Here is a 22,889-nt window from a genome sequence, read left to right as displayed (position 1 = left end):
ACAAAAATTGTAGCTTCAAACTCGAAAGCCACCCTCCAATCGGCGCAAAGCCCCAGCCCACGGGGATTTTAATAATTGGCACAGTCAATGCTATGTCCTCTGGCAAGCGCAAAAAGCGCGTCTTTTCGACAGGACAATGCAGATGATGCAATGGCATATCGTGTGTGATTTCGACGGGACCATTACCCGCACCGACGTCATCGACAACATTCTTCAACGCTTCGCCGACCCCAGCTGGGAAGCGATCGAAGATCAATGGGTGCAGGGTGAAATCGGTTCGCGTGAATGCCTGAGCCGCCAGCTGTCGCTGGTCAAGGCCACGCCAGCCGAACTGCTGGCTTTTTTCGACAGCGTTGAGATTGACCCTCACTTTCCCGACTTCGTTGACCACGTCATCGGCCTGGGCGCCTCCATCGAGGTGGTCAGTGACGGCATCGAACAAGGCATTGCCCGCATCCTGGCCCGCCACTACGTGAGCCTGTTGCCGATCCTTGCCAACCGCCTGCGTCAGGTCGACCAGAACCGCTGGCGCATCGACTTCCCGTACTCCAGCGACACCTGCCGGGCCGCCTCGGGCAACTGCAAATGCAAATCCACCCCCGGCGGCAAACGCGTGCTGGTGATTGGCGATGGCCGCTCCGACATGTGCGTGGCCTCCAGCGCCGACTTCGTCTTCGCCAAGGACAGCCTGGCCGAACACTGCGAACGCAACGGTATCCCCTACGCACGCTTTGACTCTTTCGCCGAACTGCCGGCCTTGCTCGCCAAATTGCCGAACCCGGCCGCCAACGCTCCCCACTATTCTCGTGAACAGCAGGAACTCTTCAATCATGTCTGATATCCGAATCGCTACCCCTGAAGACCAGATCCTTCTGGAAAAAGAAGCCAAGTACTGCTCCTACGGCGACACCGTTCACTACATCGAACCACCGCGCATTTTCAGCCGCTGCGAAGGTTCCTACGTCTGGGACACCGAAGACCAGGCCTACCTCGACCTGCAAATGTGGTACTCGGCGGTCAACTTCGGTTACTCCAACCCGCGCTTGAACAACGCCCTGAAACAACAGATCGACACCTTGCCGCAAATCGCCAGCCAGTACCTGCACACGGGCAAGATCGAGTTGTCGGAACGCATCGCGGTCGACGCCAAAAACAAGTTCGGCCTCGACGGTCGCGTGCACTTCAACGTCGGCGGGTCGCAGTCCATCGAGGACTCGCTGAAGGTGGTGCGTAACGCCAGCAACGGCAAAAGCCTGATGTTCGCCTTCGAAGGCGGCTACCACGGCCGCACCCTCGGCGCCTCGTCGATCACCTCCAGCTACCGCTACCGTCGCCGCTACGGCCACTTTGGCGAGCGCGCCAACTTTATCCCGTTCCCGTACCACTTCCGTGGGCCAAAAGGCATGACCAAGGAAGAATACGGCAGCCACTGCGTGCAGCAATTCGCCCGTCTGTTCGAGACCGAATACAACGGCGTGTGGGACCCCAAAGTCGGCCAGAGCGAATACGCCGCCTTTTACGTCGAACCGATCCAGGGCACCGGCGGCTATGTCATCCCGCCGATGAACTTCTACAGCGAACTCAAGCACGTGCTGGATCAGCACGGCATCCTGATGGTGGTCGACGAAATCCAGATGGGTTTCTGGCGCACCGGCAAGCTGTGGTCCATCGAGCACTTCGACGTCAAACCTGACGTGATCGTCTTCGGCAAGGCACTGACCAACGGCCTCAATCCGCTGGGCGGCATCTGGGCCCGTGAAGAGCTGATCAACCCGAAAATCTTCCCGCCGGGCTCCACCCACTCCACCTTCGCCTCCAACCCGCTGGGCACCGCCGTGGGCCTGGAAATGTTCAAGATGACCAGCGAAGTCGACTACGGCGCGATGGTCATGGCCAAGGGCAAGTACTTCCTGGACGGTCTGCAAGACCTGCAAAAACGCTACCCGATCATCGGCGACGTCGACGGCCTGGGCCTGGCGCTGCGCTGCGAAATCTGCGGCCCGGACGGTTTCACCCCGGACAAGGCCACCCTCGACTTCATGGTTGAAGAAGGCATGAAGGGCGACATTGAAATCGACGGCAAGCGTCTGGGGCTGATTCTGGACGTGGGCGGCTACTACAAGAACGTGATCACCCTGGCGCCGTCCCTGGAAATCAGCTACGCCGAAATCGACCTGGGCATCGCCCTGCTCGACCGTCTGCTGGCTCGGGCCATGAAACGGTGAACGGGCCAGAGATCGATCTGGGCGAAGGCGACGCCGGTTTCGTTCTCGGCACGGGTGAGGTCGGGGTCTTGTTGATCCACGGCCTCACCGGCACTCCGACGGAACTGCGTCGGGTGGCCCAGGGCCTGGCGAAGGACGGGACGTGCACGGTGTACGTCCCCACCCTGGCCGGGCACTGCGGTGACAACGACGACCTGCAAGCCACCGGCTGGCTGGACTGGTACGAAGGCGTGCGCAAAACCTTCGCCGGGATCCGCCAGCGTCACTCGCAGGTTTTTGTCGGGGGTCTGTCGATGGGGGCGGTCATGTCGATGTACGTGGCCTCCGAACACCCGGGCCAGGTCGCCGGGCTGTTGATGTACTCCACCACCTTGCGTTACGACGGCTGGAGCATCAACAAACTGGCTTTTTTGACCCCGTTGCTGATGGCGATCCCCTTTGGCGTTCACCTGTGCAATTTTGAAGAAAAACCCCCTTACGGCATCAAGAACGAACGTTTGCGCGCCATTGTCGAGCGCCAGATGCACGCTGGAGAAAGCGCGAATGCCGGGCTGTTGACGATGCAGGGCATCACCGTGCGCGAATTGCACCGGATGAATGCCGTGGTGAAAAAGCGCATGCCGTCGATCACCACCAAAGCCCTGGTTTTGCATTCCATCGAGGACGACATCACCAGCCGCTGGAACGCCGATTACGTGGAGCGTCATCTGGGCGGGCCTGTGACCAAAGTGCTGCTCGACAACTGCTACCACATGATCACCGTCGACCTGCAGTACCGCCGCGTGATCGAACTCAGTGACGCCTTTATCAAGAAAAACAGCCGCGCGGCACCGGTTCCTGTCGACTATCGACAGCAGGCCTGAGCCAAAGGACGCCCATGATTACCGCCCACACCTTTTCATCCATCCAGGCTATCGACCGCGAAGCCTGGAATGACTGTTTTCCAGATGCTCTGGAGGATTGGGACTACATCGTGGCCGTCGAAAAAGCAGGGATTGAAGGCTTTGAATGGCGTTATCTGACGCTGTTCGAAGGCCCCACCCTGCTGGCCGTGGCAACCGCATTTACCACCTGCTATCGCCTCGACACCACCGTTCAAGGGCTCGCCAAGCGCTTTACCGAACAGCTCAACCGCGTGCTGCCGGGGCTGACACAATTGCAGCTGTACGCCATCGGCTCGCCGCTGACCGAACAATGCAGTGCAGGGACGGCCAGCGTTATCCAGGCAGCGCAGCGCCCTGCCCTGCTCGCCCGGCTGCTGACCCTGGCCCAGGCTGACGCCGCCCGCCTTGGCATCGGCCTGATCGCGGTCAAGGATGTGCCCAGCGACGACCATGAGTGGGCCACCCTCTGCAAGACGGCAGGCTTTCAGTCGATGCCGGGGCTACCCAGCGCAACCCTGGCGGTGCCCTTCGGCTCGGTGGACGGCTACCTTGGCTCACTGGGCAAGTCCACCCGCAAAGACATGCGCCGCAAACTGCGCAACCCCGGCCCGCGGGTGGAGTGGCGCAGCACCATCGACGACGTTTTGCCAGATGTCATGCGCCTGTACGCGGCCAGCCTGGCACGCAGCGACCTGCAATTGGAGCGCTTACCCGCGACTTATTTCACGGGTATCCTCCAACAACTGGGCGATCGGGCAGTGTGCGTGCTGTACTGGCTCGACGAGCAACTGGTGGCGTTCAATCTGGTGCTGATCGATGAACACCGCCTGATCGACAAGTTTTTTGGCCACGACCTTGAGCTGACCCGCGACTACAATCTGTATTTCAGGAGCTGGCTGGTCAATGTCGATTACTGCATCAGCCACAACATTGCCCTGTACGAATGCGGCCAGGCCGGTTACGCCAGCAAGATCCGCCTGGGCTGTACCTTTCAGGGCAACACACTGTATTTCCGGCATCGCAACTGGCTGATCAACAACCTGCTCAAGCTGGTCAAACTGTTCATCCGCCCTGACCGCCACGACCCTGCCCTGGCGGCTGCGATAAGCGAGTATTAATGCCCACCACGCCTGACTCACCGCGCCAGCCCCAACCCTTCAAAGTGTCGCGCTGGACCGTGCAGCGCAAACTGGTGCTGGCGTTCTGGCTGGTCAGCGTCATCCCGACCATGATCGCCGCCGAACTGGCCGCCACCACCCTGTCGCAGATTTTCGATAGCAACGTGCGGGTCTGGTTGCAGGAGTCGACCAAAATCGTCAAGGACGAGATCAGCGAAATCCTCGCGGACAACGCCCGGGCCGCCAAGCTGTTCCTGCAATACACCCACCCGCCGTCTTCCAGCAAGGCCATCCGCCATGACCGGCTGACTGCCGACATCGCCGACGCGATGGGCATCGACGTGGTCGCCCTGATCCGCGACAGCGACCACAAAGTGGTGTTCAGCACCGCCAGTGACACCATCGTCGACCAGATCAGCCTGGCGCCCAATGCGGTGTTGCAAACCATCGACGTCGGCGGCGTACCCACCGGCACCGTGGTCTCGACCTTTGCCACCAGCCAGGACGGGGCGGATTACCAACTGCTGGTAGCCACCTATATGGACAGCAGCTTTCTGACCAGCGTGGCCAATGTTCACTCCCTGGACCTGCGCCTGTACCTGTCCAATTCCGCAGGGTTTGCCGAGATCTTCTCCAGCCAGCGTTTCGAAGACCGCCAGCCGATGGTGCCCCCGGCCATCGAGCAAATATTGCGCGAAACCCGCTTGCCCACCGAGCAGTTCACCAGCCGCTACAGCGGTTTGTACTGGCCCATTCTCAACGACAACGGCGAACTGCAAGGCGTGATCTACAGCGGTCTGCTACGCCATGCCAGCCTGGTGGGGCTGGTCAACCAGAGCAACCTGTTCGCCCTGATCTTCCTGCTCGGTTCAGTGCTGTCACTGACCGTTGGCTGGCTGGTCTCCGAGCGCCTGACCCGACCGCTACGAGACTTGTCAGAAGGCGTGCGCGCCGTGACTGCCGGGGACTACAACCAGCGCGTTGGCGTATCAGGCAACGACGAACTGGCCGAGCTGAGCAGCACCTTCAACCACATGACGGCACGGCTGGACCAGTTGCATCATCTCGAAGCACAACTGCGCCGCCGCGACCGTTTGCATGCCCTGGGGGAAGTAGCGATGGGCCTGGCCCACGAAATCCGCAACCCGCTGGGCATTATCAAAACCGCGACCCAACTGCTGCACCGCCGCGCCGACCTGGGCGAGACCGACAAGCGCCACCTGGAATACGTGGTCAGTGAAGTCTCGCGGATCAACGACCTGATCACCGAGTTCCTCGACTTCGCCAAGCCCAGCGCTCCCGTCCGCGCGCAACAGGCTGCGCGACCTCTGGTTGAAGACATCCTGGGCTTCTGCAAACCGGAACTGGAAAGCCATAACATCGATGCCCGCATCGACGATCAAGCACCCGGGGCCACCCTGTATGCCGATGCCGGGCAGCTGAAACAGGCGTGCCTGAACCTGATCATCAACGCCATCGACGCCATGCCAGAAGGCGGCTGCCTGACAGTGCACATTTCCCGCGAAAACGATTACACCGTGATAGGCATTGCCGACACAGGAGAAGGGATCGCACCGGACATGCTCGAACGTATTTTCACGCCCTTTGTAACCACCAAAGCCTCAGGTACAGGGCTGGGCCTGGCCAAGGTGTTCTCCATCATGGACAGCCACGATGGGCGCATCGAATGCATCAGCGAAAAAGACGCCGGTGCCACCTTCAATCTGTACATTCCTGCCCACGGAGCAAGCAAGACATGAGTCATAACGTGCTGGTGGTCGATGACGAACCCAAGCTCTGCGACCTGCTCAGCTCGGCACTGAGTCAAAACGACATTCAGGTCTTCACCGCGGGCAACGGCCTGCAGGCGCTGGCGATTCTGGAGCAGGAAGACATCGACCTGGTGATCAGCGACTGGCGAATGCCCGGCATGGACGGCCCTCAGTTACTGGCGGAGGTCAAACTGCGCTACCCGCAGCTGCCGGTCATCGTCATGACCGCCTACAGCACGGTGAAAAACGCCGTACAGTCCATGCGTAACGGTGCCTACGACTACATCGCCAAACCCTTCGATATCGACGAGCTGGACATTACCGTCAGCAAGGCCCTGCAATTTCGCGACATTTTGCGCGACAACGCACGCCTGCGTGCCGAACTGGACGAGCACCAGCACATCGACAGCCTGATCGGCGACAGCCCCAGCTTTCGTCGGGTGCTGCAAGCCATCGACTCGGTGCGCGAGAGCAGCGCCACCATCCTGCTGACCGGCGAAAGCGGCACGGGCAAAGAGATGGTCGCCCGCGCCATCCATAAACACGGCAGTCGCGCAGACAAACCCTTTGTCGCGGTCAACTGTGCGGCAATTCCCGAAGGGTTGCTTGAAAGCGAGATGTTCGGCCATCGCAAGGGCGCCTTTACCGGCGCCGTGGCCGACCGTGTGGGGCGCTTTATGCAGGCCGACAAGGGCACTCTGTTTCTCGATGAAGTGGGGGACATGCCCCTGGCCTTGCAGGCCAAGATCCTGCGGGCGCTTCAAGAGCGGGTGATTGAGCCGGTGGGGGATCCGCGAGAGCGCAAGGTGGATGTGCGGGTGATCGCCGCGACCAACAAAAACCTGCTGCAAGCCGTGGCCGACAAAACGTTTCGCGAAGACCTGTACTACCGCCTGAATGTATTCCCGATCCCCCTGCCCGCCTTGCGCGAACGGGTTGAAGACATCGCACCGCTGGCGCGGCACTTTGCCCACAACCTGGGAGCCACCGCAGGTAAACGCATCACCGGTTTCAGCCCCGGCGCCTTGCAAGCAATGGCCGCCTATCACTGGCCGGGCAATATTCGCGAACTGCAAAACTGTGTCGAGCGCGCCACCATCGTGGCCAACAGCAGCATCCTCCAGGACAGCGACTTGCCGCCCTACCTGTTCAGCGCCCAGCCCGGCCAGAACAGCGCCCTGCCCGCACCGGGGCCGAGTGTGCCGCCCGATCTGGAAGCGGCACTGGCCGAGGTCGAAAAAGCGTACATCCTTGCCGCCCTGCAACAAGCCAATGGCGTGCAGGCAGCGGCGGCGCAGTTGATCGGGATATCAGAACGCAGCTTCTGGTATCGCCTGAAAAAGCTCGACATCCATGTCGATAAAATCGTCCGCTAGCCCATTAAAGCGGGCAAGCCCGCGCATGTGGGAGCGGGCTTGCTCGCGATTGGAACGTCGCGGATTATCAGTCAAGCCGCGGGTACCGGTTTTGCGACCTCCCCCCCCGCGTCTGTTGTGGCTAACGGTTACTCCCGGTTTAGCCGTGTGCGGCGGCTATGACTTTGGCGGCAATCGAGTTGAGGATGGGCTGAGCAGGTGCGCTGGTTGCTGTTAATTTTGCGGCCCACAGTAAATCCGCCGGTGACAGGTTAAGGCGCTGGCTCAATTGCATTTTTTGCAGCAGGGGCACCAGCGCTACAAAACTTTTCGGTACGCTGGTGCCCATCAACGCAAGGGTCTGGGTCACATCCCAGCCATGCAAATCGCCAAGCAACTGTGCAGCGACTTGCAGGGTCAGTGCAGGAGTTTGGTTAGCGCGCTGCAAATAGCCGCGGGCTTCGGCGACAGGTCCGATCAGTTGGCGTTGCCACTGGCGATAGCGTGACAGCGCCAGCAACAGATTCAGGGTCAACGGTGGGGCTGTACTGGCGCCGGTCAGCGCCGAAGGCCTGCCCTGAGCAACCGGCATCAGCAGCTCCAGGTCCTGCTCACCGAGCTGGGCCCAGTTGCAGACTTGAGCGAACTGGCGCACAAGGTGTGCGTATTGCACGACCTGAGGCACGTTCTCCAGCGTGGCCAAACCCTGGCAGATACGCTCGATGTCTTCCCAGAACTTCAACAGGCTGTAGCCATTGAGCGTTGGGGCCATGTCCTTGGCCACGGCATCGACCCAGACCAGCATGGCATCGACGATGTTGGGCTTTAAGCCGAACTCGGCACCGATATGGCGTGCCAATTGCGCCCGCAATACCACGTCCTCTGCCGCCAGCAGTTGCGACGGCACGGGTTCGCGGCCGGTCAGGGTGCTGTAGATATTTTCGATAAAGGCTTGCAGCTCAGGTGTTTTCTGCACCGGATAACGCCGACTGGTCAGGGCGATCAACTGCGCGGCATCCAGCTGTTGGGCTCGCATCCAGTCGACCAGGTAGCCGGTGCGAATCATCACTGCAAGGGCCGTCTGGTTCGGGCTGGGCTGGGCCAGAGCGCTGACGATGGCATTGGGCGCGCCCAGCAACTCCCATAGATGCACAGCCTCAACCACCCGCAGGCCAAACACGCGAGGAATCGCCACCAACCGGTACAACGCTGAGATCTGCTCCAGCCCCAATACTGGCAAGGTGTTGCCGGCCATGCCTGGCAGGTTCTGTGCCAGCAGGACAAGGCTGGCGTCATCGATCTGCAGGCCCTGGCACAAACGGGCGCGAGCACGCAGTGAGGCCTGATCTTCGGTTGAGCGCTGGAAGTCGACATTGAGCTGACCAATCAAGTCAGCTGCGCCGAACAGACGGGTATAAAACGAGGTCTTGCCGCTGGCATGGAAAGTATTAAGCACACCCAGGCAAGCGGCAAAGCTGTCGACGGTCATGCCATAGCGCTGACGCAGTGGCAAATAGACCGCCAGCGCCTGCAACGGTTGTGTGAGCGGGTGAACGCTAATATCGTCGCTGGCCTGGCAGATGAGCCAGTCCAGTTGTTCAAAGGACAGAACTTTCAGATGGCGTTGCAGGCGAATCAGGCGGTTTAGGCGGCCAAACGCGGCATTGCTACGATTATGGAGCAGGCTTAGTGGTGGATCGTTTACTGGCCGTGGTACTGGCTGCCCCAATGCAGCCCCGATATACCAGTAAAGCGGTTTTAACGCCTGATCACCACCACTCCAGCCATTGATGTAACGAGCACCGTAAGTTTGGGGCGTTACAATCGACGGGTTATAAAAAGGCCCCGCGCCCAACGCTTCCAAAATTGTTTCCGTGGGTAATTGGATTGCAGCCTTCAGTGTGGTCTCGTGATAAAGAAACTCATTGGATTGTTTCCCGTAGTACTTACCCACTGAACCGTAATTATTCGCGAAGTTTTCCGTCAGGATATTAAGCAGTTCAGGCGACATGCCCAGTGCATCACGGGCATAAGCCACCGGCATCCTGGTTGCCCAACTTGCCAGCGTGCTATCCAGCCGCAATGCCTGATCTTCGTAATCGCCAAATACCGACCAAAGTTCGGCCGGGGTAGATTTACGTGCGGCCATGCCTTGCAGGATCTGTTCGCTGGCATGGTTATACGGCAGGTTCATCGGATACAAAGAGGTGCGAAGCAATTCGTCAACATCGCCCTCTATACCAGCCTCAAGTACCTCAAGGGTCAGCGCCAGGGTGCTGACTTCTTCATGCACGTTGGCTTCGCTGAGGGCCAGGTTGGCCAGGTCCGGGCGCCGTCGGTTGAGCTGCAAGCCGTGGGTTTGCGGATGCAGCGGCTTGGCGGCGCGATACAGGTCGGTCAAGTAGCTGGCGGGGGAAAACAATGACCCGACCGAGTCCGGATGAGCAAACTGGGTGCCATTGGCTGGCGCGAACCAACTGTCATAACTGCCAGTACCGCCAAGGGAACGCTGCATCCAGGCACTGTCGTATTCCACACCCAGCCTGGACACAGCCTGCATGGCCGGATCGCTGCGTGAGCACAGTTGAGCATAGAGCCGGGACAGAGATGCAGCACGGTTTTGCGCCTGCTCATAAAAATCCACCGTTTGGTTGAGCTCAAGATTGCGCGCAAATCCCTGCAACATCGGGGTTCCAGCCTCGGGGCCACTTTCTGCCACTTCAAACACCGAGCTGTAACCGGACTGTTCGAGCTCTGCTTGAAACACCTGCAGGGATTCGAGGGCAAGCAGGTCGCTTTCAGAGGTTGTGACCTCTTGTCCCGCGGTGTCCGGATCCCTCTCGGGTTCAGGCACCTCGCTCTCGTTGGGTTCGGTCACGTCTACCAGGCCAGCTGGCGGGGGGGTGGAGCCGTCTGAAGTGTTTTGCGTTGCCATAACCATACCCTCAACATCCGAATTGACAGGAGCCACCCCGGCTATCCGCCAAGGCCACCGCCAGCACATCGGTTTTTTTAAGTCAGGAACTGACTCTGTTGAGGTCGATTACGCACTTGGATAGAGAAACTGCCTACTGTCAGAAATGACAGAGACGACATCCATTCATCAGAATTTTCATACGAAAAAAAGAAACATATCTGACGTTAGAAGAGAGGGAGAAACAGCTACAAGCCCCGGCTTGTAGCTTGCAATACTCTTTAAGCGGCTTGCGAATGCACCTGCCGCGCAGCCGCCAGCCTGTTGATCAGCGCTACTTCTGCCACGGCCCAGCTGCGGGTTTTGAGGGCGCAATCGGGGTTGACCCACAGGTTGTCACCCAAACGCTCCCGGGCTTCTTGCAATTGCACCAGGGCATTTTCAAGGTCGCAGCGCGATACGTTGCGACCGTTGACCAGGCCCAGGGACAGCACTTTGTAAGTCGGCAAACGATCCAGGATTGCATGCAACGGGTCGGGAGCGCGCACCAGATCCACGTGCAACCCGTCTACCGGCAAGCCAACGGCCAGGCCGAGGTTGCCTTCAAGGCCGCTGAAGTAAGTGGCAACCAGCTTTTTCAGCGGCGAGTATTGAAGAATGTGATAAGCGCGCTCAAAGGCGCTTTTCCATTCCTGTGGCAAGTCCAGCGACAGGATCGGCTCGTCGATCTGTACCCATTCCACGCCCTGCTCTGCCAGGCGGGAAAGGGTTTGGGCGTACACCGGCAGCAGGTTTTCCAGCAGGTCGAGCGTGTTGAATTCGTTGCCCTTGGCCTTGCCCAGCCACAGGTAGGACAGTGGACCGAGTATGACGGGCTTGACCTTGTGGCCCTGCGCCAGTGCTTGGGCGGTCTCTTCAAACAACGGGTCCCAGTTCAGCTCAAAGTGCTGGTCCAGGCTGAATTCCGGTGCCAGGCAGTACTGTCTGGCACGCAACGGGTGACCCACGCTGTGCAGTGCCGCCTGAACGCTGTCGCCTTTGCAGTAGGCTTCGAGTGCTTTTTTCGGATCGCCGTCTGCGCCAATGCCGGGGAAACCAAGAGTGTGGGCCAGAGCCATGACAGCATTCCTTCGTGTAAGTAATGGCTCTATTATCGACACCCGCCTAAACATGAGACAAACTCAATGTTTTCGTGTTGAACATCAAATCTACTCATGGAGCCACTGTGCTGGAAATTCGTCACCTCAAAACCCTGCACGCGTTGCGCGAGTCAGACAGCCTGGTCGAAGCGGCAGAGCGCCTGCACCTGACTCAGTCCGCTTTATCTCACCAATTCAAAGAGCTGGAAGAGCGCATGGGCATGCCGCTCTTTGTGCGTAAAACCAAACCGGTTCGCTTCACCAGCGGCGGCTTGCGCCTGCTGCAACTGGCCGATGCCATGCTGCCACTGCTGCGCGGTGCAGAGCGGGATATCGCCCGTCTGGTAGGCGGTACGGCCGGGCGTCTGCACATGGCGATTGAGTGCCATAGCTGCTTCCAATGGCTGATGCCCACTATCGATCAGTTCCGTGATGCGTGGCCCGAAGTCGAGCTGGACCTGGCCTCCGGCTTTGCTTTCGCACCGCTGCCGGCATTGGCCCGGGGTGATCTGGATTTGGTGGTGACTTCAGACCCGCAGGAAATTGCCGGCCTGACCTATGTACCGTTGTTTACCTACGAAGCCATGCTGGCCGTGGCCAACCAGCATCCGCTGGCCAACAAGCCGTTTATCGTGCCGGAGGATCTGAGCAGCGAGATTTTGATCACCTACCCGGTGGAGCGTGATCGGCTCGATATCTTTACCCGTTTTCTGGAACCTGCCGACGTCGAACCCGCTCAGGTACGCACCTCGGAGCTGACGGTCATGATGATGCAACTGGTCGCCAGCGGCCGAGGCGTCTGCGGGATGCCGCACTGGGCGCTGCATGAATACAGCTCGCGGGGTTATGTGAAGGCCAAGCGCCTTGGCGAGAAGGGGTTGTTTGCCACGCTGTACGCCGGGATTCGCGCCGACATGCTGGATGCACCGTACATGCGCGACTTTTTGCTGACGGCCAAAGACACGTCGTTCTCGACCCTGGACGGGGTGAGCGCGGTGCGATAAGGGCCGCAGGACCTTCAATGTTGTTCACTCAAGGGATTTCTGCCTCTGTGGGAGCAGCATTGCTCTTAAGTGAACAGCATTCCCTCTCAGCCTTCAGCAGCGGCTACACGGTTTCAGATGTCTTCGACGTTCACCAACCGGCGCATATGCACCCGGTCGTAATACGCCTCACCCACCCGAATCGCGCAGTCTTCCAACCCCGACTGCTCGAATCCGCACCGCGTGTACAGCGCCAGCGCAGCATCACTGCCGGCGCTGACGGTCAGCTCAATCACCTTGGTTTCAGGCTCTTGCTCGGCCAGTGACAGCACGGCCTGTACCAGATGCTCACCCAGCCCTTGCCCACGAAAATCCCCGGACACATACAAGCCAAACAACGTGGCCTTGTGCCGGGCATCTTCCCAGGGTTCGAACGCCAGGCCGACAATCCCCACCAGCCGGGAATCGACAAAAGCACCAAACAGGGCGCTCAGTTCATCGTCCAATTTGGCTTCCCACCAGCTCAGCGGCAATTTCTCACGCTGGGCGATGGTGGATACAAAAGCCTCGGGGTGCAGCGCGTAAGCCTCAAGCATCAACTGGCGATAGGCCTTGGCGTTTGAGGGTTCAAGCAGTTCTATAGCCATTACAGGTCCAGGTCATACGGTTTTACGTTGTTCCAGCATCAGCCTCACTGCCAGTGCAGCCAGCACACAGCCCATCACATAGCGCTGCGCTGCCAGCCACAACGGATTACGCACAAACCACACGGCAATACCGCTGGCGAACAGCGCAATCAGCAAGTTAACCGTGAAACTGACGCTGATTTGCGTCAGGCCCAATACGATACTCTGAGTGAACACCGAACCGTGCTCCGGGTTGATGAACTGCGGGAAAACCGACAGGTAGAACACCGCTACCTTGGGGTTCAGCACGCTGGTCATGAACCCCATCAGCACCAATCTTGACGATGAGTCCGGCGCCAGCTCCCGGGCTTCAAACGGTGACCTGGCACCGGGCCGCACCGCTTGCCAGGCCATCCACAGCAGGTACAGGGCCCCTGCCCACTTGAGTGCTTCATAGGCCATTGGCACCGCCAAAAATACAGCCGTCAGGCCCGCGGCGGCGGCAAACATATGCACAAAGAACCCCGCCACAACCCCGAGCAAAGACGTGACCCCGGCCTGGCGCCCCTGGCAGATGGAGCGCGAAATCAGGTAAATCATGTTCGGCCCCGGCGTTAGCACCATCAGCAGGCAGGCCGCGGCAAAAATCAGCAGGTCGTGGGCTGGAATCATCAGGCAGTCCTGGTCAGCAACGCATTGCGATAAAACGGCAAGACCAGATCGCGAGTCAGGGGCGCCAAGACCAGGCCACCATCCCCCTGCGGATCGATCCACTGCACTTCTTCAATTTCCGCGGCAGGGGTGACCGGCTCGCTGATATGCAGCAAAAACAGCTCGGCCTGCACCTCAAAGCCCGGTTCGTTGACCGCCGGGGCCGCGAAATGGCCCAGCCAGGTGGCGGTGGCCGGATCAATCACCAAAGCCAACTCTTCTTCCAGCTCTCGGGCCAATGCTGTAACAGGTTGTTCGTGGGCTTCGATCTTGCCGCCGGGCTGCATGAACGCCTGGGTGCCGCGCTTGCGCACCAGCAGGGTTTGGCCATCAGGGCCGATCAATACCGCAGCAGCAATACGAATGATGTTGGATGTCATGGGTTCTGGAGAGGTCACGTTCAGGGGCCGACACGATAAAAGGTGCGCGCAGGATCACACGAGCCGGCAAACCTGAAAATACACAGATGTCATTTTTACCCGAGCCTTCTGTATGAAATGCCCGACTTTGGTAGGGATGCTGCCGCAAAGGAAATCCCGTTCAATGAATATTCAGACAGGGAGTTGGCATTTGCGTGATGGATGACCAACACTCCCCTGCAAACCTCCGACTCAAAGAGAGGGTTCTATTGTCCTTTTTCTGTTCTCGACCTTTTGAGGCGCAACCGCCTGAGGGAACAGATCAGCCTGAAACAGGAAACCGTATGAGCCTGTCACTGTTAAGCCGTTATGCGTTTTTTGCATGTTGCGTCATTTTCACCCTCGCCAGCCTGCCGTTCATGCACCATGAATGGTTATGGCCCTTTACTGCCGTCACCCTGGCGTTAAGCCTGCTGGGAATTTTCGACCTGCTGCAAAGCCCCCACGCCGTGCGCCGCAACTACCCGATCCTGGGCAACATTCGCTATCTGGTGGAGGCCATCCGCCCGGAAATCCGCCAATACCTGCTGGAATCTGACAGCGACGCGCTGCCCTTCTCACGCTCTCAACGCTCGCTGGTGTACTCACGGGCCAAGAATGAAAGTGCCGACAAACCCTTCGGCACATTGGTGGACGTGTATCAGCCAGGCTTTGAATTTATCGGCCACTCCATGCGCCCGGCCCCGCTGACCGACCCCAGCAGCTTTCGAATCGTGGTGGGCGGCCCGCAATGCAGCCAGCCGTATTCGGCGTCCATCTTCAACATTTCGGCCATGAGTTTTGGCTCTCTGAGCGCCAATGCCATCCGCGCCCTCAATCAGGGTGCAAAGCTCGGTAACTTTGCCCACGACACGGGAGAAGGCAGCATCAGCTCCTATCACCGTGAGAATGGTGGTGACTTGACGTGGGAGCTGGGCAGTGGCTACTTCGGCTGCCGCACCTCGGACGGGCGATTCGACCCTGAACGTTTTGCCGCCCAGGCCCGTACGCCACAAGTGCGGATGATCGAAATCAAGATGAGCCAGGGCGCCAAACCGGGCCACGGCGGTATTCTGCCCAAGCACAAAGTGACCCTGGAAATCGCCGAAACACGCGGTGTACCCATGGGCGAAGACTGCATCTCACCTTCGCGTCACAGCGCGTTTTCGACGCCCATCGAACTGATGCTCTTTATCGCGCAGTTGCGTGAGTTGTCTGGCGGCAAACCTGTCGGCTTCAAGTTCTGCCTGGGCCATCCGTGGGAGTTCATGGGCATCGCCAAGGCCATGCTCGAAACGGGCATCCTGCCGGACTTTATCGTGATCGATGGCAAGGAAGGCGGCACAGGCGCCGCACCCGTGGAGTTCACCGACCATATCGGCGCACCGTTGCGCGAGGGTTTGTTGTTCGTGCACAACACCCTGGTGGGCCTGAATCTGCGGGACAAGATCAAGCTGGGTGCCAGTGGCAAGATTGTCAGCGCCTTCGACATTGCCAGCGTACTGGCCATTGGTGCCGACTGGGCCAACTCGGCGCGGGGTTTTATGTTCGCCATTGGCTGCATTCAGTCGCAGTCCTGCCATACCAACAAATGCCCCACCGGCGTGGCCACCCAGGATACGTTGCGCCAGCGGGCGCTTGTGGTGCCGGACAAGGCCCAGCGGGTTTTTCAGTTTCACCGCAACACCCTCAAGGCCCTGGCCGAAATGCTGGCCGCGGCGGGCCTGGAACACCCGGCGCAACTCAAGGCCAAGCACTTGGTGCGACGCATGTCCGCGACCGAAATCAAACTGTTCTCGCAACTGCATGTGTTCCTCAAGCCCGGCGAATTGCTCACCGGAGAGGTCAATGGCGAGTTCTATTCGCGCATGTGGCAAATGGCACGGGCTGACAGCTTCGAGCCCAACGAAATCGCCGCTGCCTGACGCACACAAGGACTGAGCAACATGTTGAAGGTGATCGCTGAAGACTTCATCAAGCCCGAACATCTGGAGACCGTACGCCCGTGGTACGCCGAACTGGTGGAAAAAACCCGACAGGAACCCCTGTGCATTGCCTATGACTTGTTTGTGGATCACGCGGACCCCGGGCACTTCATCTTTATCGAACAATGGCCGGATCAGGACGCACTGGATGCCCATTGCCAAAGCGAACATTTCCGCCGGCTGGTGCCATTGATCAATGCCCATCAGTCAAAAGCCTGCACGTTTATCATGATGCATGAGTTTTAAATAAACTCTGGCTCGATCACGGGCTGACAGAGCCCGATCGAGCCCTGGAAACGGAGTTTTGGACGGCATTGCAAACAGCGCCTGACGCTGAAAATTTCTTCAGGGTCATTCGCAACCTCGTCAGAATAAAACCCTGAAACGTATTCCCCAGAACATCCTTGATACAAAAACCCGGTAGACCATTCAAGCGAAGTGATAGCTGCTGTCAGGTCACACACGGCAGCTATCCACAGCCTTTGCATTTAAACGCTATTAGCGTCACCCTGCGCGCCGCCAACAAGTGGCGTGTACTCTGAGCTGCGCCCATTTTTATTCATTTTTTCGAGTACTCGCCGTGATACTTAACGGACGCGACCACCGCATCGATTTCTTTCGCGGGCTGGCGCTGATTTTTATCTTCTGGGATCACATCCCCCACAACCCGCTGGCCGAATTGACGGTACGAAATTTCGGCCTTAGTGATGCAGCTGAAATCTTTGTATTCCTCGCCGGTTATGCCGCGGTGCTGGCCTACGGCAAAATCGCGCAACGGGATGGATTCCTGATCGCCAGCGTGAAAATCCTGCGCCGCGCCTGGGTGCTGTACGTGGTGCACATCTTCCTGCTGGCGGTGCTGATGGGCATCGTTTTTTATGCCAACAGCCACGTCGAAACCCGCGACCTGGTGCAGGAAATGGGCTTGCAATACTTCTTGAGCAACCCGCAACAGGCCCTGACCGACGAGTTGCTGCTGCGCTTCAAACCCAACCTGATGGACCCGCTTCCACTCTATATCGTGCTGTTGCTCGGGTTGCCGCTGGTATTGCCGATGCTGCTGCGCAAAGCCGTGTATGTGGTAGGCGTGTCCCTGGCGCTGTACCTGCTGGCCCCCGTCTGGAACCTGGCGGCACAGGAAGGCGGGGTGTGGTTTTTCAACCCGATGGCCTGGCAGTTCCTGTTTATCCTGGGGGGTGCTGCGGCGCTTCACGGGCAGCGCGACAAGGCCCCTGAAACCCGGCCGTTATCCCGTCAGCCTGTGTTTGTGGGGGCGGCGGCCTATCTGTTGATCACCGGGTTACTGGCGCTGTCATGGAAGTGGCCGCAGTTCCACGACGCCGTCATGCCGCTCTGGCTGGGCGAGCATCTCTATCCGATCAGCAAGACCAACCTGTCGCCGGTGCGTTTGTTGCACTTTTTGGCCCTGGCTTATGTAGCGGCCAAAGTGGTGCCTCAGGGTGACTGGTTGAACAACTGGCTAACCCGTCAGGCCTGCCGCATGGGCCGCTATTCGCTGGAAGTGTTCTGCCTGGGGGTGGTCCTGGCACCGCTGGCCGACATGCTCAATGCACTGGGCGGTGACGGGGTTGTGATGCAAGTGTTCAGCGCCCTGATGGGCGTGGGGATGATGGCCGTACTGGCGGCCTGGCTGGACTGGAACAAGCGCCTGTCGCGCAAATAGTGGCTGCTGATGTGGGAGCGGGCTTGCTCGCGACGGGATCCCGAGATCAGTCTGAAAGACCTCGGCGTCCTTATCGCGAGCAAGCCCGCTCCCACAGGCGTTTAGTTGACCTTGGCCGGTGAGCTCTGCGTTGGCTGCAACTTGAACACATAGAACAGCACAGTCAGCAGGATCAGAAACCCGGGGCCTACAAACAAGGCGATTCGGGTTTCTTCAAAAAAGGCCATCAGACCGACCACCATCAACAAGAACGCCAACGCCGCGTACGAGCTGTAGGGGTAAAGCCACATGCGGTACTTCAGGGCGGCGGCTTCTTGCGGGCTCAGGTTCTTGCGAAAGCGCAGTTGCGCCAGCAGGATCATCAACCAGGTCCAGATCGCGCCAAAGGTCGCAATGGCTGTCACCCAGACGAACACTTTCTCGGGAGCCATGTAGTTAAGGCCTACACCCAGTAGCAGGACGGCAATCGACAGCAGCAATGCCTGACGCGGCACACCGTTTTTCGCGGTGGTGGCAAAGTTGGCAGGCGCCTGACCGTTTTGCGCCAGGCTATAGAGCATGCGACCGGTACTGAAAATGCCACCGTTGCATGACGACAGTGCTGCGGTAATCACCACGAAGTTGATGATGCCTGCCGCCGTCTTGATACCCAAGCGTTCAAAGGTCATCACAAACGGGCTGCCCGACGTGCCGATTTCGTTCCACGGGTAGATCGACAGAATCACGAACAACGCGCCGACGTAGAACAGCAGGATGCGCCAGAACACCGAGCCAATCGCACTCGGGATGGTCTTTTGCGGGTTCTTGGCTTCACCGGCAGTCAGGCCGATCATCTCGACGCCCAGGTAAGCGAACATCACCATTTGCAGGGACATCAACACACCCTGGATGCCATTAGGCAAAAAGCCGCCGTGGGTCCAGAGGTTCGAAATACCCAGCGCAACGCCGTTGTTGCCAAAGCCGAACGCGATGATGCCAATACCACCGAAGACCATCGCGATGATGGTGACGATTTTGATCAGGGCAAACCAGAACTCGAATTCACCGAACGCCTTCACCGCGATCAGGTTGATCGAGCCCATGCTGATCAACGCCGCCAGGGCCCAGATCCAGCGTGGTACATCGGGGAACCAGACGCCCATGTACACCGCCACGGCAGTGATTTCAGCGACACAGGTCACCAGCCACAGGAACCAGTAGTTCCAGCCGGTCAGAAAACCGGCCAATGGGCCAAGATAGTCTTGGGCGTAGCGGCTGAACGAACCGGCCACAGGGTTGTGTACGGCCATTTCGCCGAGTGCACGCATGATCACCAGAATGGCCAGGCCACCGATGATGTAGGACAGCATGATGGCCGGACCGGCCATTTCAATGGCTTTGGCCGAGCCCAGAAACAGGCCTACGCCGATACAGGCGCCAAGCGCCATCAAGCGAATGTGGCGTTCGCCCAGTTCGCGTTTGAGCGGGCCGCCTTGAACGGTTTCACCGTGGGGCGGGTGGTTGCCGACTGGCATAAAAATACAACCTCATATTGTTATTGGATATGCATCAATAGAGCGCTCGAAAAGACGGGCGGGTCACCTGTCCAACCTCCTGATCAGCCCGGGCTTTGTAGGCCGTTAGACCAGAAGGGAAATGCCCTACTGAGATCGGCGGCGAGTATTGCACAGGGTTGGTGCACAGTCATTCCCCTACACAGATCGTATTTACCACTAGCAAGGGCTCTATTCCTTCGCTTTGCGTCACGCGGGACGATTGCATCACGACAAGCCCTATCCTCTGCGGCGATAGGATTATCAGATTACCCTCACAAATTTTTCACCCGAATCCGCCAGCGTCTACGCTTCAATCAAGCGCAACCAAGATGCGTACCTGGAACTGTCGACTATGGGCGTACTGTGGAACTCAAGCTCCAGAAAAACGGCGGTGCCATCAGCAGCAATGGACAATGCTGCACCCCCGCCACCCTCGCCTGAACCCAAGCGCTATGGATGGCTCGTGTTCGGCCTAGTGGTGTTGGCAGGACTGGTTGTACTGGGATTTGCCATTGCACAGGAGGTGCGCAGCTCCAAGCTGCAAGCCCGTGAATTCAGCCGCTTTGCCGCCTCATTGAGCTATTCGATGCATGCGGGGCCGTCCGACGCGATTCAATATCCTGGGGATGGGCCTTTCGACAAGCGTTTGGGCTACAGCGCATTAGGCGACTTCCTTCCACGCCTGCTAAAACGTGACTACGTAATCACTCAACAAAGCCGCTTTTCGCCAGAGTTACTGGGCTACAGCGAGAAAGGGTTTTTCGTACCCTATTCGGAAAAAATTCAGACAGGACTCTCGATCACCGATTGTGCGGGCAGCGCCCTGTATCAGTACAACTACCCGCAGCAGTTGTACTCAAGCTTTGCGAGCATTCCCCCGCTGGTGGTTCACAGTTTGCTGTTTATCGAAAACCGCGACCTGCTTGACCCTGCGCAGCCGCAAGCGAACCCTGCCGTGGACTGGCCGCGATTTGCCATGGCCGCGTACTCGCAGGTTGCCAAGATGCTGCATCTGCCGGGGCAGTCCGCAGGTGGCAGCACCCTGGCCACCCAACTTGAAAAATATCGTCATTCACCCGATGGACTGACGTTGTCGGGCAGCGAAAAACTGCGCCAGATGGTCTCGGCCAGCGTGCGAGCCTATCAGGACGGTCCACAGACACTGCCCGCCCGGCAAAAGGTGGTGCGCGACTACCTCAACAGCGTGCCACTGTCGGCAGTGCCCGGTCATGGCGAAGTCCACGGCATGGCCGAAGGTTTGCGGGTGTGGTACGGCGCCGACTTCAATCAGGTCAACCAGATGCTGAGCAGTACCGCCACAGACCCAAAAAGCCTCGCTCAGAGAGGGTTGGCATTGCGCGAAGTGCTGTCACTGATGATCGCCCAGCGCAGACCCTCCCATTACCTGGCCCGAGGCCGTGACGAACTGGCGCAATTGACCGACAGCCATATACGCCTGCTGGCACAAAACAATGTGATTGATCCGGCACTCACTGAAGCCGCACTGGCCAGCCACGTGACCTACCGCGATTGGGCCCTGGCGCCGACGATGCAACCGAACGAAACCAACAAGGGCATCAGCGTGGCCCGCAGCCGCCTTTCAGTGCTGCTCAAGCGTCCGCTGTATGACCTTGACCGTCTGGACCTGTCTGCCACCAGTACCTTGCAAGGCGATCTGCAACGTCAGGTCAGTGAGTATCTGCGTCAACTGGCAGACCCGGCCTTTGCCGCAAAGATCGGCCTGCTTGGCCCCTACCTGCTGACCCCCACCAGCACCGCGCAAGTGCGTTACAGCTTTACCTTGTTCGAACTCACTCCGGATGGTGCGCGAGCACGGGTGCAAACCGACAGCACCGACCAGCCTTTCGACATCAACGAAGGCAGCAAACTGGAACTGGGCTCAACAGCCAAACTGCGAGTCCTGACCACCTACCTGCAAATCATTTCAGAACTGCATGATCGCTATGCCAGCCAGCCCGGCGTCGTCTTGAGAAAAATCCCGATCACCGATCAAGACCCCCTGACCCGTTGGGCGCTGGGTTACCTGATCGAAAAACCCGGCTCAACCCTTGCGCCAATGCTCGATGCAGCACTCAACCGCCAATACTCCGCCAACCCCGGTGAAGGCTTTTTTACCGGCGGCGGCATGCATCACTTCCACAACTTCCGCAGCCAGGACAACAACCGGACGGCGACGCTGCGCGACTCGATACGAGAGTCGATCAACCTGCCTTTTGTGCGCCTGATGCGTGATGTGGTGCGCTACACCAGCTACCAGTCTCCCAGCAACAACGTCGAGTTGCTGCGCGACGACAGCAACCCGCTTCGCCAGGAGTATCTGAGCCGCTTCGCCGACCGTGAAGGCACGACATTCATGCTCAAGTTCTGGAAAAAATACCGGGGCAAAGACTCCAAGGCCCGCCTCGACACCTTCCTGGACAGCATGCACCCCACCGCCATCAGAATGGCGGCCGTGCATCGTTATCTGTTCCCGAACTCAGACCAGGCCACCTTCAACCGCTTTGTGCGCTCCCATTTGAGCAGCGACAAAATCACCGATGAGCGGCTGACCAAGCTGTATGAGGGCTACGGCCCCGGTGCCTATAACCTGCCTGACCAGGGCTATATCGCCAAAGTCCATCCACTGGATCTGTGGTTGCTGGGGTATTTGCTCAATAACCCGCAGGCCACCTTCCAGCAAGCCGTCGGCGCCAGCGAGCACGAACGTCAGGAAGTTTACAGCTGGCTGTTCAAAAGCCGGCACAAGAGCGCCCGTGACAGCCGCATCCGCACCATGCTGGAAATCGAAGCTTTCCTGGACATCCATCAACGCTGGCAAAAAGTCGGCTACCCGTTCGACCATCTGGTGCCCTCCCTTGCCACCGCGCTGGGCAGTTCCGGGGATCGCCCGGCGGCACTTTCCGAACTGATGGGCATCATTCTTAACGATGGCGTGCGTTTGCCGGTGTTGCGCATTGATACCCTGCATTTCGCCGCCGATACCCCCTATGAAACCCGCCTGATCAACGACCCGGACAAAGGCGTGCGGGTCATGCCCAGCGAAGTCGCCACGGCCCTGCGCGAAGCCTTGTCCCAAGTGGTGGATGCCGGCACTGCGCGCCGGGTCTCGGGCAGTTTCAAGCTTGATGACGGCTCACCGCTGGCCATGGGCGGCAAGACCGGCACCGGCGACAACCGTATCGAAAGCATGGGGGCGGGTGGACGGATTCTCAGTTCCAAGTCGATCAACCGCACAGCAACCTTCGTGTTTTATATCGGCGAGCATCACTTCGGCACCCTGACTGCCTTCGTTCCGGGGCGCTCGGCCGAGGCATTCAAATTCACCTCCGCACTGCCGGTGCAAGTGCTCAAGGGCATGGCACCGATCCTCACACCCTATCTGCAACCGGGTACCAACACCTTGTGCCTGGCGCCAGCGTCGATACAAACCGCAGCGAAATAGCAAAACACCGCGGTCTGTCTGGCAAAACGGGGTGATGCCATCGCGAGCAAGCCCGCTCCCACAGTTCTGTGCCCCCCCTCGAAGGGTGTGAAAACCA

At 59.0% G+C, this 22,889-nt stretch carries 17 protein-coding genes; 11 read left to right on the top strand and 6 right to left on the bottom strand.

The window, feature by feature from the left end:
- Window positions 1-142: 142 nt before the first annotated feature.
- From AACY07_RS04530 to AACY07_RS04505, 6 genes are read left to right on the top strand one after another with little or no spacing between them, the layout of a single operon-like run.
- Entirely contained in the window at window positions 143-838 is a 696-nt protein-coding gene (locus AACY07_RS04530) for an MtnX-like HAD-IB family phosphatase (RefSeq protein WP_219260812.1), read from the top strand.
- The gene (locus AACY07_RS04525) at window positions 831-2,225 is read left to right on the top strand and encodes an aspartate aminotransferase family protein (protein ID WP_339473629.1); all 1,395 of its coding nucleotides are present in this window, start codon (window positions 831-833) and stop codon (window positions 2,223-2,225) included. Before AACY07_RS04530 ends, AACY07_RS04525 begins: the two co-directional genes overlap by 8 nt.
- On the top strand, window positions 2,222-3,088 hold the full coding sequence (locus AACY07_RS04520; RefSeq protein ID WP_133075905.1) for an alpha/beta fold hydrolase: 867 nt from the start codon (window positions 2,222-2,224) through the stop codon (window positions 3,086-3,088). Before AACY07_RS04525 ends, AACY07_RS04520 begins: the two co-directional genes overlap by 4 nt.
- Window positions 3,089-3,102: 14 nt before the next feature.
- On the top strand, window positions 3,103-4,227 hold the full coding sequence (locus tag AACY07_RS04515) for a GNAT family N-acetyltransferase (RefSeq protein ID WP_339473627.1): 1,125 nt from the start codon (window positions 3,103-3,105) through the stop codon (window positions 4,225-4,227).
- On the top strand, window positions 4,227-5,987 hold the full coding sequence (locus tag AACY07_RS04510) for a sensor histidine kinase (RefSeq protein WP_339473625.1): 1,761 nt from the start codon (window positions 4,227-4,229) through the stop codon (window positions 5,985-5,987). The genes AACY07_RS04515 and AACY07_RS04510 overlap by 1 nt, the downstream gene beginning before the upstream one ends.
- On the top strand, window positions 5,984-7,375 hold the full coding sequence (locus AACY07_RS04505) for a sigma-54-dependent transcriptional regulator (protein WP_326398402.1): 1,392 nt from the start codon (window positions 5,984-5,986) through the stop codon (window positions 7,373-7,375). Before AACY07_RS04510 ends, AACY07_RS04505 begins: the two co-directional genes overlap by 4 nt.
- A 139-nt stretch (window positions 7,376-7,514) precedes the next feature.
- On the opposite strand, the gene AACY07_RS04500 is transcribed toward AACY07_RS04505, so the two are convergent.
- Both AACY07_RS04500 and AACY07_RS04495 read right to left on the bottom strand, forming a co-directional pair.
- Complete coding sequence (locus AACY07_RS04500; protein WP_339473623.1) at window positions 7,515-10,289, bottom strand: Tc toxin subunit A; 2,775 nt, start codon at window positions 10,287-10,289, stop codon at window positions 7,515-7,517.
- Between the two features lie 260 nt (window positions 10,290-10,549).
- Window positions 10,550-11,386 (bottom strand): hypothetical protein, encoded by an 837-nt coding sequence (locus tag AACY07_RS04495; protein ID WP_445261351.1) that lies wholly within the window; start codon window positions 11,384-11,386, stop codon window positions 10,550-10,552.
- 107 nt (window positions 11,387-11,493) lie between these two features.
- Here AACY07_RS04495 and metR point away from each other — a divergent pair, with 107 nt between their 5' ends.
- Window positions 11,494-12,411 carry a transcriptional regulator MetR gene (metR, locus tag AACY07_RS04490; RefSeq protein ID WP_133075911.1) on the top strand — a complete coding sequence of 306 codons (918 nt, stop codon included), beginning with the start codon at window positions 11,494-11,496 and terminating at the stop codon, window positions 12,409-12,411.
- 113 nt (window positions 12,412-12,524) lie between these two features.
- Here metR and AACY07_RS04485 read toward each other — a convergent pair whose 3' ends face one another.
- From AACY07_RS04485 to AACY07_RS04475, 3 genes are read right to left on the bottom strand one after another with little or no spacing between them, the layout of a single operon-like run.
- Complete coding sequence (locus AACY07_RS04485) at window positions 12,525-13,037, bottom strand: GNAT family N-acetyltransferase (protein ID WP_219260826.1); 513 nt, start codon at window positions 13,035-13,037, stop codon at window positions 12,525-12,527.
- 12 nt (window positions 13,038-13,049) lie between these two features.
- Window positions 13,050-13,688: a LysE family translocator gene (locus AACY07_RS04480; protein WP_339473619.1), complete on the bottom strand. Its 639-nt coding sequence runs from the start codon at window positions 13,686-13,688 to the stop codon at window positions 13,050-13,052.
- The gene (locus tag AACY07_RS04475) at window positions 13,688-14,107 is read right to left on the bottom strand and encodes an NUDIX hydrolase (RefSeq protein WP_326425423.1); all 420 of its coding nucleotides are present in this window, start codon (window positions 14,105-14,107) and stop codon (window positions 13,688-13,690) included. The genes AACY07_RS04480 and AACY07_RS04475 overlap by 1 nt, the downstream gene beginning before the upstream one ends.
- 323 nt (window positions 14,108-14,430) lie before the next feature.
- Here AACY07_RS04475 and AACY07_RS04470 point away from each other — a divergent pair, with 323 nt between their 5' ends.
- From AACY07_RS04470 to AACY07_RS04460, 3 genes are all read left to right on the top strand, one after another.
- A complete protein-coding gene (locus AACY07_RS04470) occupies window positions 14,431-16,050 on the top strand; it encodes an FMN-binding glutamate synthase family protein (RefSeq protein ID WP_133075915.1) in 1,620 nt (539 codons plus the stop codon).
- 21 nt (window positions 16,051-16,071) lie between these two features.
- Window positions 16,072-16,356 (top strand): putative quinol monooxygenase, encoded by a 285-nt coding sequence (locus tag AACY07_RS04465; RefSeq protein WP_339473617.1) that lies wholly within the window; start codon window positions 16,072-16,074, stop codon window positions 16,354-16,356.
- A 337-nt stretch (window positions 16,357-16,693) separates the two neighbouring features.
- Window positions 16,694-17,794, top strand: a complete 1,101-nt coding sequence (locus AACY07_RS04460) for an OpgC family protein (RefSeq protein WP_326427680.1) — start codon at window positions 16,694-16,696, stop codon at window positions 17,792-17,794.
- 101 nt (window positions 17,795-17,895) lie between these two features.
- On the opposite strand, the gene AACY07_RS04455 is transcribed toward AACY07_RS04460, so the two are convergent.
- Window positions 17,896-19,308 carry an amino acid permease gene (locus tag AACY07_RS04455; RefSeq protein ID WP_339473615.1) on the bottom strand — a complete coding sequence of 471 codons (1,413 nt, stop codon included), beginning with the start codon at window positions 19,306-19,308 and terminating at the stop codon, window positions 17,896-17,898.
- 373 nt (window positions 19,309-19,681) lie between these two features.
- Here AACY07_RS04455 and AACY07_RS04450 point away from each other — a divergent pair, with 373 nt between their 5' ends.
- A complete protein-coding gene (locus AACY07_RS04450) occupies window positions 19,682-22,792 on the top strand; it encodes a transglycosylase domain-containing protein (protein ID WP_338649203.1) in 3,111 nt (1,036 codons plus the stop codon).
- Window positions 22,793-22,889 lie beyond the last annotated feature (97 nt).

The organism is Pseudomonas sp. RL_5y_Pfl2_69 (assembly GCF_963970465.1).
Classification (GTDB): domain Bacteria; phylum Pseudomonadota; class Gammaproteobacteria; order Pseudomonadales; family Pseudomonadaceae; genus Aquipseudomonas.
This window is presented reverse-complemented; position numbering and strand designations above follow the sequence as displayed.